The following is a 13352-nucleotide window of genomic DNA, read 5'->3' as shown; positions in this document are numbered from 1 at the left end:
AGCCTGTACGAGTGCTGCTGACGGAACTTCTCCCCGACAACGCGGATCCTGATTCCGTTTTCGACGCCTTCTCTTCGTGGACCCTCGAACGAGGTTTGACGCTCTATCCTGCCCAGGAAGAGGCCGTCATGGAGTTGGTCTCGGGTGCAAACGTGATCCTTGCGACGCCGACCGGGTCCGGTAAATCGATGGTAGCGATCGGCGCGCATTTCTATGCGATGTCGCTCGGCAAGCGCACCTATTACACAGCGCCGATCAAGGCCTTGGTGAGTGAGAAGTTCTTTGCGCTGTGTGAGGTCTTCGGTGCCGAGAACGTCGGCATGATGACCGGCGACGCCGCCGTGAACTCGTCGGCGCCGATCATTTGTGCGACGGCAGAGATCGTCGCGAATCTCGCACTGCGAGAGGGCCCGAACTCCGATATCGGCCAAGTCGTGATGGACGAGTTCCATTTCTACTCCGAACCCGATCGAGGTTGGGCGTGGCAGGTTCCGCTCATCGAGTTGCCGCACGCGCAGTTCCTCTTGATGTCGGCAACTCTCGGTGAGGTCGACTTCTTCTCCGAGGATCTGACGCGTCGCACCGGGAAGCCGACCACCGTCGTCTCCGGCACGGAACGCCCTGTGCCTTTGATGTTCTCGTACGCGACCACGCCGGTCGGCGAAACCATCGAAGATCTGGTGACCACCAACCAGTCCCCTGTCTACATCGTGCATTTTACGCAGGCGGCCGCGCTCGAGCGCGCCCAGGCACTGACGAGCGTCAACTTCTGTTCCAAGGCCGAGAAGGAAGCGATCGCCGAAGCGCTGGGCGGTTTCCGCTTCACCACGGGGTTCGGAAAGACACTCTCGCGCCTGGTCCGGCACGGCATCGGCGTTCACCATGCTGGCATGTTGCCCAAGTACCGACGGCTCATCGAAGTTCTCGCGCAGGACGGGCTTCTCAAGGTGATCTGCGGTACCGACACTCTGGGCGTCGGAATCAACGTCCCGATCCGCACAGTGCTGCTGACCGGTCTCGCCAAGTACGACGGCGTCCGCACACGGCATCTGAAGGCCCGCGAGTTCCATCAGATCGCCGGCCGCGCGGGTCGTGCAGGCTACGACACGATGGGCACCGTTGTCGTCCAGGCACCGGAACACGAAGTGGAGAATCTGCGGGCAGTCGCCAAGGCCGGCGACGATCCGAAGAAGATCAAGAAGATTCAACGCAAGAAGGCTCCCGAGGGGTTTGTGTCCTGGAGCGAAGCGACGTTCGACCGCTTGGTCGCGGCATCGCCCGAACCGTTGGTGTCGCGATTCTCGGTCAGCAACTCGATGCTGCTCAATGTCATTGCCCGCCCGGGCAACTGCTTCGACGCGATGCGGCATCTGTTGGAGGACAACCACGAATCGCGTCCGGCGCAACGCAAGCACATCCTCAAAGCGATCTCGCTGTATCGCGGATTGCTCAGCGCCGGCATCGTGGAACGCCTCGACGAACCCGACGAGTACGGCCGCATGGCTCGGTTGACGATGGACCTGCAACGCGACTTCGCCTTGAACCAGCCACTCTCACCGTTCGCCTTGGCGGCATTCGAACTTCTCGACGTCGAATCCGACAGTTACGCACTCGATGTCGTCTCGATCATCGAGTCGACGCTCGACGATCCGCGTCAGGTTCTGATGGCGCAGCAGCACTTCGCACGCGGCGAAGCGGTGGCGCAGATGAAGGCGGACGGCATCGAGTACGAGGAGCGCATGGAGCTTCTCGAAGAGGTCACCTGGCCGAAACCGTTGTCGGACTTGCTGTTCCCGGCTTTCGAAATGTACCGGGGTGGCCACCCGTGGATCACCGAGTTCGCCCTCTCCCCCAAGTCCGTGGTGCGCGACATGATCGAACGCGCCATGACGTTTGCCGAATTGATCAGCCATTACGGACTTACCCGGTCCGAGGGCCTCGTCCTGCGCTACCTCGCCGACGCCTACCGCGCGCTGAGGCAAACCGTCCCGACCGAAGCGCGCACCGAGGAACTCGAAGACATCATCGAGTGGTTGGGCGAGCTGATCCGTCAGGTCGACTCGAGCCTGCTCGACGAGTGGGAGTCACTCACCGACCCCGGAGCCGAGGCAGACACGGAAGAGGTTGCGTTCGGCGCCGACATTCCCCGTCCCATCTCGGCGAACCCGCGCGCATTCCGCGTCATGGTGCGCAATGCGATGTTCCGACGCATCGATCTCGCGTCGCGTCGACAGTGGAACGAGCTGGAAAACCTCGAGGACGGTATCGAGGCCGCCGAGTGGGAAGAGCAACTACTGCCGTACTTCGAGGAGTACGCAACCATCGGAACCGGGCCGTCGGCGCGCGGTCCGGCGCTCTTCCAGGTCACTGAGGACGGAGAGTTCTGGCGGGTGCGGCAGGTGCTCGAGGATCCGGAGGGCGATCACGGATGGGCGCTGCTTGCCGTCGTCGACATCCCGGAATCGGATGCCGCGGGTGAAATCGTGTTCGACGAGCTGAGCGTCGTAGAAGGCTAGCGCCTGTGCGCCTTTCTGGTAGTCATCGCTACCGGAAAGGCGCACAGGGGGCGTCAGCCCCTTCGAGCCTTCCGCGGCTGGTTACGACGCGCAGCGCGCTTTTCCTTGATGCGAACGTTTTCGGCCCGCACGTCGGCCTGAACAGCGCGTTCCTTTTCGAGCCAATCAGGCTTCTCTTCGAGGAGTGCGGCGATCTGATCCGTGGTGAGTGCTTCTTCGACGCCGCCGCGGGCCAGGCCGGCGATCGATACACCCAGCTTGGCGGCGATGACCGGGCGAGGGTGCGGTCCGGTGCGTCGCAGCTCCAGCAGCCACTCCGGCGGATCGGTCTGCAGAGCGGTCAGCTCGTCACGAGTCACGTCGCCTTCCTGGAACTGCGCAGGTGTTGCTTCCAGGTACACACCCAGCTTCTTGGCAGCCGTCGTCGGCTTCATCGTCTGGGGAGTTTTGTTCGACGTCATGCAACAAGAGTAACCAGCCGATACGGGTGCTTTTACCAAGGCGGTAGCCTTGCCTGGTGACAGACGCGGATAGTCAGGCAATTTTTCGACTCGCGTACGCCCCGGGGGTGACGCCCACCAAGTGGGTCCGGGTGTGGCACGAGCGGCTCCCCGAGGTGCGTCTGGAACTTGTTCAGTTCCCGGTACTCGAACTCGAAGCTGCACTTCGCGCAGGTGAAGCAGATGCAGGGTTGGTTCGCCTGCCGATCGACCGGACCGGAATCAGCGCCATCTCGCTGTATGCGGAAACCCCGGTGGTGGTGGTAGCGAAAGATCACGTGTTCACTACTGTCGATCAGATTTCCGTCGACGATCTGGCCGACGAGATAGTGCTCGATCCGCTCGACGACAGACTCGACTGGCCGACCCGTCCCGGAAAGACCGCCGCCGAGCGACCCGCGACCATCGCCGACGCCATCGAGTTGGTGGCCGCCGGCGTCGGAGTTGTCGTGGTTCCCCATTCGCTGGCGCGGTTCCACCATCGCAAGGACCTGACCTTCCGTCCGGTGGACGATGCGCCCGAGGCTCCTGTGGCTTTGGCATGGATGGAGTCCAAGACCACAGATCTGGTCGAGGAACTTATCGGCATCGTGCGGGGCCGAACGGCGCAGAGTTCCCGCGGCCGAAACGGTGAGCCGGCGGAGAAGATCAAGGGCTCCGTCAAGGCCAAGATCGCGGCCCGCGAGCGTCGCGCAGAAGCTGCCAAGAACGGGCAGAAAGCTAAGGGCGCCGGCACCGCAAAGAACATTTCCGGACGCAACGCCGGTTCCGGCAAGGCCAAGGCCGGCGGCAAATCGGGCAGCGGCAAGTCCGGTGGGACCAAGAGTTCGGGTGGCCGGTTCTCCGGAAAGCAGAAGGGCCGCTAGGGCTTTCACACAACCCCCTCGACCGCGAGGACGATGACGCACCCCTCGAGGTCGGGTCATCTGGCATGCTCTATCCTCGATTCACTGTGATCTCGCAGATGAATTCGGGGGGATTCGTTCATGGGTGTGGATACTTTTTCAGCTGATCCAGCCGAATTGGCAAGTGCTGCGGAGGGGCTGACGGCATCTGCCGAGGAACTCGGTGGATTCTCGGCTTCGGAGGCCGCTACCGCCGCATCGGCCGGAGCCGCCGGGTCGGCGTTCGCTGCAGCCATAGCCGACAACGTCGTCACCGTCGACGAACTCGGCCGCGCGATCGGTGCGGGGATCACTGCTACCCGCACGAAACTGGAAAACTCCGCACGAGTGTTCGCCCGGGTCGACATCGCCAACGGCGCACGGATCGAGGATTCGGGAGACGTGCGATGACACTGTCGATCTCGCAGATCCGATCCTGGAATCTGGACGCCCTCGACAACTATGCCGGCTCCCTGGGCCGCGGACATGACGTATTCGACAGCAACGTCGACATCGCGCACCGCATCATGGGCACCGCAACCAGCGATTGGAGCGGCAGCGCGGCGACCGCAGCATGGGATTCGGCAACCCAGCAGCATGCCTTCGGGCGAGACGCCGTCGCGATAGTCGGAGACGCCGGGCGCTGTGTCGCAGCGCAATCGGCAAACCTCCGGTACACCCGCGAAACACTGGTCAGCCGCGTCGACGACGCGAGCGCCGACGGTTTCACCGTCTCTGACGACGGTTCCGTCACCGCGACGCCCGCATCTCTGGCGAGCACAGATCCGCGCGGGGTAGAAGCCCGCCTCGAATATCACTCGTGGCGCATCGGCACGGCACTCACGGACGTCGACGAGACTGACGCGAGCGCCGCCAGAATCCTCACGGAGATCACCGCCGCAGGCACCTCGCTCATCGACCGCAAGGCCGATTTCGGGATCCCCGATGCAGCGTCGACCGCCCCTTCACATCACGTTCGGTTCGATGGTCAGGGAGCCCACGACTCCGACATTCTCGCGCAGTCCCCGGGCGCAACACCCGAGAGCGAGGCGGCCAAGCAACGGTTGATCGCCGCGACGACTTTCACTCCGGAACAACAAGCGCAACTTGCTGCCGGCGGGCCCGTGGTCGTCGACCCGGAACAACTCGCCTACCTACGTGAGTTCTACGCCGATACCAACCTCGACGAGCTGAAGAATATCGGTGCAGGAGCCGAAGGATTCCGCACGGTCAACTTCCCCGATGCGAATGTCCCCGCCGACGCGCGAATCCCCAGCGCCCTCGCCTCGGGCATGTTCACCGTCTCCAATCCCAACGTCACCGACGGCAACGGCAACGCGGGCAGCCTCGACAACCTTCCGCCAGACGTCCGCAGAATCTTCAGCGACCCCGCGTACAGCTCGCAACTCCAACCCGGTGGGTACTCCACCACCGTGAACGTCAACCATTTCGACGATTCGAATGCACTCACGGACATACTTCGAAATGCAGACCCGGCGACGCAATCCGGCAGCGCTTTGAGTTCTGCACTGCTCGATCGCAGCGCAGATCTCGCCCCTCTCCAATCGCAAACTTCATCGAGCGCCCCGATGCGATTGGTCTTCGACGACGACGGCCAGCCCGTCAGCAACGATGAGCTCGACTCCAGCCTCACCAAAGCCCTCGACGTTGCCACTCGGGACATACCTTCGAACGCCGACTTCCTCACCACCCCTGCTCATCAGGACGACGTGGTGAATCTGTTCACCCGCGAATGGAACGATGACGGACGAGCCGTCAGCGGCCTCACCGATTGGATCGGACCCGACGCCACCAACTCCAACCCAGCTGTTGCCGAACGGGCCGGCGCCTCTGCCCTTGCGCTCGCCCACAATCTCGCCGACAACAAAGGTGCCTACCTCGACATCGCCGGCCTGGACAACAGATCCATCGGAGAAGTGAATCCCGCGTTGACGCAATCCATTGGTTCCGCGGTGACCCCGTACATCGGGAATCTCGTCGGATTGGAACCCGATCAAACCGGTACCCTCGGTTTCGAAAATCTCGATGCCTACGACGACAGATTCGCCAATGCAAAATCGGTGATCGCGATCATCGACAGCGACCCCCACGCAGCCGCAAGTTTCAATGCGAACATGCTCGGAGCCGCGGGCCAACTCCAAGGGACCTTCGTCGAAACCAGCATGAGCGGAGACATCGCCGCGGGTTCTTCGCAATATGCAATATATGCGGGACGCGTCCAGGCACTGATGGACGGCGCTCTGGAGGAAGAAGCCTTCAACAGAACCGGTGACGCTGCGGCGGCGCAACAGGACATCATCAGCAGACGTGGGAAAACATACGACGAACTCGGTTGGCTGATTTCCGGCGGTGCCGCCATGATCCCAGGCTTCGGACCACCGACCAGCGTTGCAGTCAGCATGCTGGGAGTCGAACTCAAAGATCACGTCCTCGGCTCCCCGGTCGAAGTTCCTCCGGCACAACTCAACTTCACAGACCAGAGTTCGGCTTCGACGACCCTTCTCGACTACCGATTGGTTCAGGCACTCGACAACGCCTACGGAAGAGAAGACTTCGAGCAACTGAACGGTTTTCGAGTCAATGGCGATCCGAGCGAATCCCTCAGACCAGTCGATCTGGAGACCCTGGGTCTAAACGGCAAATTCGACAGCACGCTGCAGGACTATTTGACGTTTCGGGGATTCAATCGCGATACGTTCATGACCAACATGAGAGACGGACTCGACGATGTCGGATAGATTTCCTGCGTTTACAAGGCGAAACCACCGCGCCGCAACCGCTCTTGCACTGGCATTCAGCATGGGATCATGTATCGCGGGTTGCGCGGCGCCCAACTCAACCGAAAACGTCAGCGCCACAACCACGCCCGCCGCGTCAAACGTCTATGTACTACCGAGCTACATGACCGACTATCACAACCAATGGCTCGCAGACCCCGGCATCGACCTCTTCAGCGAAGAGGCCACCATAATCCGAGCATTCATAGAATCCGACTACATCGTTGACAGTGGTGGCGATCGCAGCGACGCCTACCACGGGTTCTCGAGAATCACTGCGAACACTCGTGGAACGGTCTCGAGCGATCGCCGCTACGGAGAACCCGCAGACACACCACCACGCGTCTACCGAGGTACCAGCATCAACCGGATCTTGAGTATTCAAACAATTCCCGCCGGATACCGTGGCGATTCGACCGTGGTCGCTTACGCCTGCTCCGACGCCTACGATACCGATTACGACGGCCGCAAACCGGATTCGTCGCGACTCCCGAGCAGTAGTTACGAGATCTGGATGCACAACACCGCTTCTACGGCTACCCCCTACCCTCGATTCGAAGGGCCCCGCAATGCACCGGAAGGGGACGTCTTCGGCGGCTGGATCGTCGACAAATTCACCAGCTCCACCAGCGACCGTGTGCAACAGGAGACTTGCTCTGACTGGTTCAAATCGCGTCACGACGGGAATCGACTCCGGATGAGCACCGACTTCGCCCCACCCCTCGTCCTCCCCAACTACCCCGGCTGGCCAGAAGATGCGGCCCGGTAGGGGCCAGGGCAACGGTGCCGCGCCCAAATCTGACCAAGTCAGGACCTCAGCGGCGCTGCCGGACGCATGATGGAGTGATGACGGTCGAAAATTCGTACGCCTTGGACGAACTTGTAGCGGCACTCCCCGAGGGAGCCGTCCTGCTGGATCCGGATGTGACCGCGGGCTACCGCCAGGACTGGGCCGCCGACCCGACCGCCGGCCATCCCGCTGCCGTGGTTCGCGCAACGTGCACCGAAGACATCCAAACAGTGATGCGCTGGGCAACCGCCAACCGCGTACCGGTGGTTCCCAGAGGTGCCGGCTCGGGCCTTTCCGGTGGATCCAGCGCCGTCGACGGTTGCATAGTGGTCAGCACCGAGCGAATGCGACAGATCACGATCGACCCGGTCGCCCGTGTGGCGGTTACTCAGCCCGGCTTGATGAATGCGGAGGTCAAGAAAGCCGCCGCAGAGCACGGACTCTGGTACCCACCTGACCCGTCGTCCTTCGAGATCTGTTCCATCGGCGGCAATGCAGCCACCAACGCCGGCGGACTCTGCTGCGTCAAGTACGGAGTTACCACCGACTACGTTCTCGGACTCCGGGTCGTGCTGGCAGACGGGACAGCGGTCAGCCTCGGAGGTCCACTTCTCAAGGACGTCGCCGGACTCTCCCTCACCAAACTGTTCGTGGGCAGTGAGGGAACTCTCGGCATCATCACGGAAATCACGTTGCGTTTGATTCCCGCGCAGCCGCCCGCATCAACCGTCGTCGCGTCGTTCGACTCGGTACAAGAAGCTGCCGACGCGGTCTTGGCGATCACCAGCAACATGCGTCCGGCGATGCTCGAGTTCATGGATCATGCCAGCATCAATGCCGTCGAGGATTCGGTGCGCATGGGTCTGAACCGCAAGGCTCACGCACTGCTGCTCGCGCAGTCCGACGCACCCGGCGCAGCAGGCGTGCTGGAAATCGAGACAATTGTTCAGGCGTGCGAAAACAACGGAGCCACCGAAGTATTCGCCACCGATGACCAGGCCGAAGGTGACGCTTTTGCGGCGGCACGGCGGGCAGTGTTCCCGGCAGTGCTCGCGATGGGAAGTCTGCTTCTCGAAGACGTGGGCGTTCCCATGCGCGCACTCCCCCAGCTGGTAACCGGGGTCGAAGCCATCGCAGACGACCTCGACGTCCTGATCTGCACGGTGGCGCACGCTGGAGACGGAAACACACACCCGCTCATCGTCTTCGACCCCGCAGACCCGGACATGTCCGAACGCGCACAGATCGCATTCGGACGGGTGATGGATCTCGCCATCGCGCTCGGCGGCACGATCACCGGCGAACACGGGGTCGGTCGACTCAAGCGCGACTGGCTGCCGTCACAGTTGGGTGAAGACGTCATGGCCCTCAATCGCAAGGTCAAGGATGCGCTCGACCCGCTGGGAATTCTCAATCCCGGAGCCGTCATTGCCGTGAAAGAAGGCTCTCTCGACTAGCTTTCACGTCGACGTCGAACGAGTTACGTCATCGAGGAACCGTCGGGCTGACCGAACGGACCAGCTCGGCCAGCTGACGGAATCCTTCTGCTCGGCCACTCGACGAGCGGAACACGACGCCGATCGTGCGACCTGGAGCCGGCGAGGCGAAATGCGCCGTCGACAAGTCCCCGCGTCGAACCTCCACGGCAACAGCCGATTCCGGGACCAAAGTCACCCCGAGTCCCCCGGCCACACATTGCACGACTGTCGCGAGAGAGGTAGCCCGCGTGTCGCCGGCAAGCGGATGGGCGTCTACCGAACGGCACAGATCCAACGTCTGGTCGCGCAGGCAATGGCCGTCGTCGAGCAAGAGCAACGGCAGCGCGTCGAGCACGTCCGCCGTGAGATCGACACGTCCGGCCAAGGAATGATCGTTCGGCACGACCATCACAAAATCCTCTTCGTACACAGGAACTTCCACCAGGCCAGGTGTTCCGGCAGGAAGCGCCAACACCGCGACGTCGAGCGCTCCCGATCGCAGGGCATCCAGCAAGCGCGCCGTTTGATCCTCGACTATTTGCGGCGCCAACGACGGTAGCTTCTCGCGCAGCTCCGGCAACAACCCCGGAAGAATGTACGGCGCAACGGTCGGGATCAACCCGATGCGTAGCGGTCCGGTCAGAGAGTCGCCGGAGCCGGCCGCGCTCGCGACGAAACCGTCGGCAGCCTCGAGGATTTGCTTCGCCTGACCGAGCAAGCGCTGTCCGTCCGCGGTCACGAGCACGCGCCGCGTACTACGTTCGATCAGTTTGACCCCTAGTCCCGCCTCGAGAGCCGCCAGCGCCTGCGACAGTGTGGGTTGGCTCACACCGGAACGTGCTGCGGCAGTACCGAAGTGCCGGTACTCGGCCACCGACACAAAGGCACGCAGCTGTGACAAGGAAGGTTGATAAGTCTGATCAGACATGCCTATCAGTGTAGTGCCACCCATCACCTTTACCTTTTGAACGGTTTGATGCAGAATGGACTCATACCAAAAAGCGCCGGTCACAACCTCGACACTCCAGTCGAAACCGTCCGACCCGCTGACGGTGACAAACCCTCTCGATCCAGCACGTTCGGCCGTCACAGTCCGAACAGCCGGATCGTGTGCGCAAGAAATTCCTGTTCACGAGACACGTAGGAGAATGAGACACATGGCTCTGCTCACAATCGGCGACCAGTTCCCCGCTTACAACCTCACGGCTGTCATCGGCGGCGACCTGTCCAAGGTCGATGCCCAGCAGCCCGATGACTACTTCACCACCGTCACCAGTGACGACTACGCAGGCAAGTGGCGCATCGTCTTCTTCTGGCCCAAGGACTTCACCTTCGTGTGCCCCACCGAGATTGCTGCATTCGGCAAGCTCAACGAAGAGTTCGCAGACCGTGACGCTCAGGTTCTCGGCGCTTCCGTCGACAACGAGTTCGTGCACTTCCAGTGGCGTGCACAGCACGAAGAGCTCAAGACCCTCCCCTTCCCGATGCTCTCGGACCTCAAGCGTGAGCTTGCCGAGGCCACCGGCGTCCTCAACGCCAACGGCGTTGCAGACCGCGCGACGTTCATCGTCGACCCCAACAACGAGATCCAGTTCGTCTCCGTCACAGCCGGTTCCGTCGGCCGTAACGTCGACGAGGTTCTCCGCGTCCTCGACGCTCTCCAGAGCGACGAGCTGTGCGCATGCAACTGGAAGAAGGGCGACCCGACCATCAACGCCGGCGAGCTCCTGACTGCGAGCGTCTGAGTATGAGCGTCGAGAACCTCAAGAACTCGCTTCCCGAGTACGCGAAGGACCTCAAGCTCAACCTGAGTTCCATTGCGCGCACGACGGTCCTGAACGAGCAGCAGTTGTGGGGAACGCTCCTCGCAACGGCCGCAGCCACCAAGTCTGCGTCCACGCTCAAGGAGATTGCTTCCGAGGCTGCCGACAACCTGTCGGCAGAGGCCTACAACGCCGCTCTCGGCGCAGCGTCGATCATGGGCATGAACAACGTCTTCTACCGCACCAAGGGCTACCTCGACGGTAAGTACGACGACCTTCGTGCCGGCCTGCGGATGAACATCATCGGCAACCCGGGCGTCGACAAGGCCGACTTCGAATTGTGGTCGCTTGCAGTGTCCGCGATCAACGGCTGCAACCACTGCCTCGAAGCTCACGAGAACACCCTCCGCCAGGAAGGTGTCGACCGCGAGGTCATCTTCGAAGCGATCCGCGCCGGTTCCATCGTCGCGGGCGTCGCACAGGCTGTCGAAGCCAACGAGATCCTCTCTGCCGCACAGGTCTGATCACTCGGACCTGAGTGCAGTTCGACGAGCCCTCCCCACCGTGAAGGTGGGGAGGGCTTTTCGCGCGCTAGGGTGGACCGATGGGTATCGAGGTGAGTGTGGTCCGGGTCTTCACGGACGAGAACGGCAAGCACGGGAATCCGTTGGGAATCGTCGACGCGTCCACGGTTGCAGAATCGGATCGACAAGCCGTCGCGAAGGAACTCGACTACAGCGAGACCATCTTCATCGACGTTCCGGATGACGGCGCCTCGCGTGCGCGGGTCCAGATCTTCACTCCGGCAGCAGAACTCCCCTTCGCCGGACACCCGACCGTCGGTGCCACGTGGTGGCTGGGCGAACAGGGTCGTCGCGTGAGCGCCCTCGACGTTCCTGCCGGCAGTGTCGACGTCCGCCAATCCGGCGCTTTGACGTGGGTACGCGCGCGTGCCGAATGGGCACCGGAATTCGCGATCTATCCGATGGACACGGTCGACGACGTCATCGACGCAGATCCGTCCGACTACGAGGCGGATCATTCGTATCTGTGGGCATGGCAGGACAAGCTCGAAGCTGCCATCCGCGCACGCATGTTCGCACCGGTGATGGGAATCGCCGAGGACGAGGCGACCGGATCTGCAGCGCTGCGCATCACGGACCGATTGAGGAAATCACTGCTCATCACCCAGGGACGCGGATCGGTGCTTCACACCACCTTCTCTCCGGAAGGGTGGCTCGAAGTCGGCGGCCGCGTCGTCGCCGAGCCGTCACGAACCTTGTGAGTACCCGGCGGGATTGCGTCCGGCCTCGAGGTCACGTGCGCTGAGTGACACCGAGATCTCGTCACCGAGCGCAACTCCCGGCGCGAGGGGCAACTGATCTCCACTCCAGAACTTGCCCGGATCGAACCAGTTGATACGACGATTACCGACAAGCAGACCCATCGCCTCATAGGTCTTGGCAACCACTTCGGCGCAGTAGGCGCTCTCGACGGCCACTGCGGACACGTCGGACTTCTTGCGCAGCTTCGGGATTCGGCCTCCGAACCAGCGTGAGGCAAGCTTGGCCGTCGACGGGAACGGCGTACCGTCCAGCCGTGCGATCGTCTTGAGCAGAGCGTCTTCCTGCTCCCGGGTGATCTCGTGGTCGAGCTGGCGCAACCATCCACGCTGCCCGTACTTGGCGCCCCAGACCTGAACCGCCGATCGCAGATCGTGCAGTTGGACACCACGCTGGAAGCGTCCGGTCCACATGTCCTGCAGCGAGTGACCGAGTTCCGCATGCCACATCAGCGGCGGAAGGTCGTCGATCACGACCGACATTCCGACGTGGTTGACCGGGCTGTTGGTCAGCGTCTGGATGGCCCGGTCCGCCGTCGACTCTCCGCGAAAGATCCAGATGTCGCCCGTGCGGGTCGCCGCGGCGGCCTCCTCGAGACTCACCTGCGAAAGCAATCGTCGGTCCATGCCTCTAGCGTAGAGGGATGAAACTCCCTACTCCTCTGCGCGCCTCGCACGTTTGGAAACTGGTCGGCCTCGCCGGTGCAATGGGCGTTGCCGCCACCGGGGTTCTCGTTGCGCGCGGCGAACGCCAGCGTCGGGCCTACTCTCCGGACGAAATTCGCTCGGTACTGCACGAGCGGTACACCCAGGCCTACGCCAAGCAGTCGGAACAAGAGGTTCTGGAACTCGAACCTGCACCCAACGCAGTGCGGCGCCGAATAGAGAAGCTCCTCCGGCGCCGCAACTGAACTCATCCGAGGGCTGCGAGGATCCCTGCTGCCATCTCCGCGACCTGATCATCGGTCATGACGAACGTCGGCGAAATCTGCATCGCACCCTGACCCGCCGCGCGACCCGAAATACCGTGCTCACGCAACGTCTTCACGAACGGCAAAGCCTCCGCCGGATCAACCAACTGCACCGCAGCGACCGCACCCAGTCCACTACGAACCTCCGCCACCCGCGGATGCTCGGCCAACGGCTGCAGATGCGTATGCAACGACGCCTCCAGACGCTTCGACTCCCCAAGCAAATTCTCACGCTCGAGAATGTCGAGGTTCGCCATCGCCGCCGCAGCAGCACCGGCATGCCCGCCGTACGTGTAACCATGACGCCACC

Annotated in this window: 14 protein-coding genes; 10 read left to right on the top strand and 4 right to left on the bottom strand. The window is 62.4% G+C overall.

Annotated features, from left to right (window positions below):
- Window positions 1–11 precede the first annotated feature (11 nt).
- A complete protein-coding gene (locus FEZ59_RS14260; RefSeq protein WP_020907550.1) occupies window positions 12–2516 on the top strand; it encodes a DEAD/DEAH box helicase in 2505 nt (834 codons plus the stop codon).
- Between the two features lie 53 nt (window positions 2517–2569).
- Here the strand turns inward: FEZ59_RS14260 and FEZ59_RS14255 are convergent, their stop codons facing one another.
- Entirely contained in the window at window positions 2570–2977 is a 408-nt protein-coding gene (locus FEZ59_RS14255) for a DUF5997 family protein (RefSeq protein ID WP_019748228.1), read from the bottom strand.
- Window positions 2978–3033: 56 nt separating this feature from the next.
- Here FEZ59_RS14255 and FEZ59_RS14250 point away from each other — a divergent pair, with 56 nt between their 5' ends.
- From FEZ59_RS14250 to FEZ59_RS14230, 5 genes are all read left to right on the top strand, one after another.
- Window positions 3034–3882, top strand: a complete 849-nt coding sequence (locus FEZ59_RS14250; protein WP_047888405.1) for a LysR substrate-binding domain-containing protein — start codon at window positions 3034–3036, stop codon at window positions 3880–3882.
- 120 nt (window positions 3883–4002) lie between these two features.
- Entirely contained in the window at window positions 4003–4311 is a 309-nt protein-coding gene (locus FEZ59_RS14245; RefSeq protein WP_021334291.1) for a type VII secretion target, read from the top strand.
- Complete coding sequence (locus FEZ59_RS14240) at window positions 4308–6659, top strand: hypothetical protein (protein WP_172932814.1); 2352 nt, start codon at window positions 4308–4310, stop codon at window positions 6657–6659. The genes FEZ59_RS14245 and FEZ59_RS14240 overlap by 4 nt, the downstream gene beginning before the upstream one ends.
- A gap of 163 nt (window positions 6660–6822) precedes the next feature.
- Window positions 6823–7467 carry a hypothetical protein gene (locus tag FEZ59_RS14235; protein WP_172932813.1) on the top strand — a complete coding sequence of 215 codons (645 nt, stop codon included), beginning with the start codon at window positions 6823–6825 and terminating at the stop codon, window positions 7465–7467.
- 77 nt (window positions 7468–7544) lie between these two features.
- Entirely contained in the window at window positions 7545–8945 is a 1401-nt protein-coding gene (locus FEZ59_RS14230) for an FAD-linked oxidase C-terminal domain-containing protein (protein ID WP_029255251.1), read from the top strand.
- 28 nt (window positions 8946–8973) lie between these two features.
- Here FEZ59_RS14230 and FEZ59_RS14225 read toward each other — a convergent pair whose 3' ends face one another.
- Window positions 8974–9894 carry a hydrogen peroxide-inducible genes activator gene (locus tag FEZ59_RS14225; RefSeq protein WP_020907545.1) on the bottom strand — a complete coding sequence of 307 codons (921 nt, stop codon included), beginning with the start codon at window positions 9892–9894 and terminating at the stop codon, window positions 8974–8976.
- 229 nt (window positions 9895–10123) lie between these two features.
- Between FEZ59_RS14225 and FEZ59_RS14220 the strand changes: the two genes are divergently transcribed.
- From FEZ59_RS14220 to FEZ59_RS14210, 3 genes are all read left to right on the top strand, one after another.
- Window positions 10124–10711 (top strand): peroxiredoxin, encoded by a 588-nt coding sequence (locus tag FEZ59_RS14220; protein ID WP_172932812.1) that lies wholly within the window; start codon window positions 10124–10126, stop codon window positions 10709–10711.
- Window positions 10712–10713: 2 nt separating this feature from the next.
- The gene (locus FEZ59_RS14215; RefSeq protein WP_003942122.1) at window positions 10714–11253 is read left to right on the top strand and encodes a carboxymuconolactone decarboxylase family protein; all 540 of its coding nucleotides are present in this window, start codon (window positions 10714–10716) and stop codon (window positions 11251–11253) included.
- A gap of 80 nt (window positions 11254–11333) precedes the next feature.
- The gene (locus tag FEZ59_RS14210) at window positions 11334–12014 is read left to right on the top strand and encodes a PhzF family phenazine biosynthesis protein (protein ID WP_003942237.1); all 681 of its coding nucleotides are present in this window, start codon (window positions 11334–11336) and stop codon (window positions 12012–12014) included.
- Here the strand turns inward: FEZ59_RS14210 and FEZ59_RS14205 are convergent.
- Window positions 12000–12698 carry a hypothetical protein gene (locus tag FEZ59_RS14205; protein WP_113683567.1) on the bottom strand — a complete coding sequence of 233 codons (699 nt, stop codon included), beginning with the start codon at window positions 12696–12698 and terminating at the stop codon, window positions 12000–12002. The two genes, FEZ59_RS14210 and FEZ59_RS14205, sit on opposite strands and share 15 nt — an antisense overlap.
- A gap of 17 nt (window positions 12699–12715) precedes the next feature.
- On the opposite strand from FEZ59_RS14205, the gene FEZ59_RS14200 reads away from it, so the two are divergent.
- Complete coding sequence (locus FEZ59_RS14200) at window positions 12716–12982, top strand: hypothetical protein (RefSeq protein WP_151531097.1); 267 nt, start codon at window positions 12716–12718, stop codon at window positions 12980–12982.
- A 2-nt stretch (window positions 12983–12984) separates the two neighbouring features.
- On the opposite strand, the gene FEZ59_RS14195 is transcribed toward FEZ59_RS14200, so the two are convergent.
- Window positions 12985–13352, bottom strand: a 368-nt coding sequence (locus tag FEZ59_RS14195; RefSeq protein ID WP_172932811.1) for an aminotransferase class III-fold pyridoxal phosphate-dependent enzyme, incomplete at its 5' end; no start/stop codon positions are given.

Origin of the sequence: Rhodococcus sp. MS13 (genome assembly GCF_013277835.1) — a bacterium.
Taxonomy (GTDB): Bacteria; Actinomycetota; Actinomycetes; order Mycobacteriales; family Mycobacteriaceae; genus Rhodococcus_F; species Rhodococcus_F erythropolis.
The sequence above is the reverse complement of the archived record's forward strand: the minus strand, read 5'-3'. Positions and strand labels throughout refer to the sequence as shown.

Excerpts from the sequence above, each read along its gene's own strand:
- FEZ59_RS14240 (WP_172932814.1), top strand. The coding sequence starts at position 4,308 with ATGACACTGTCGATCTCGCAGATCCGATCCTGGAATCTGGACGCCCTC.
- FEZ59_RS14215 (WP_003942122.1), top strand. The coding sequence starts at position 10,714 with ATGAGCGTCGAGAACCTCAAGAACTCGCTTCCCGAGTACGCGAAGGAC.
- FEZ59_RS14210 (WP_003942237.1), top strand. The coding sequence starts at position 11,334 with ATGGGTATCGAGGTGAGTGTGGTCCGGGTCTTCACGGACGAGAACGGC.
- FEZ59_RS14220 (WP_172932812.1), top strand. The coding sequence starts at position 10,124 with ATGGCTCTGCTCACAATCGGCGACCAGTTCCCCGCTTACAACCTCACG.
- FEZ59_RS14230 (WP_029255251.1), top strand. The coding sequence starts at position 7,545 with ATGACGGTCGAAAATTCGTACGCCTTGGACGAACTTGTAGCGGCACTC.
- FEZ59_RS14205 (WP_113683567.1), bottom strand. The coding sequence starts at position 12,698 with ATGGACCGACGATTGCTTTCGCAGGTGAGTCTCGAGGAGGCCGCCGCG.
- FEZ59_RS14225 (WP_020907545.1), bottom strand. The coding sequence starts at position 9,894 with ATGTCTGATCAGACTTATCAACCTTCCTTGTCACAGCTGCGTGCCTTT.
- FEZ59_RS14255 (WP_019748228.1), bottom strand. The coding sequence starts at position 2,977 with ATGACGTCGAACAAAACTCCCCAGACGATGAAGCCGACGACGGCTGCC.
- FEZ59_RS14245 (WP_021334291.1), top strand. The coding sequence starts at position 4,003 with ATGGGTGTGGATACTTTTTCAGCTGATCCAGCCGAATTGGCAAGTGCT.
- FEZ59_RS14235 (WP_172932813.1), top strand. The coding sequence starts at position 6,823 with ATGACCGACTATCACAACCAATGGCTCGCAGACCCCGGCATCGACCTC.
- FEZ59_RS14200 (WP_151531097.1), top strand. The coding sequence starts at position 12,716 with ATGAAACTCCCTACTCCTCTGCGCGCCTCGCACGTTTGGAAACTGGTC.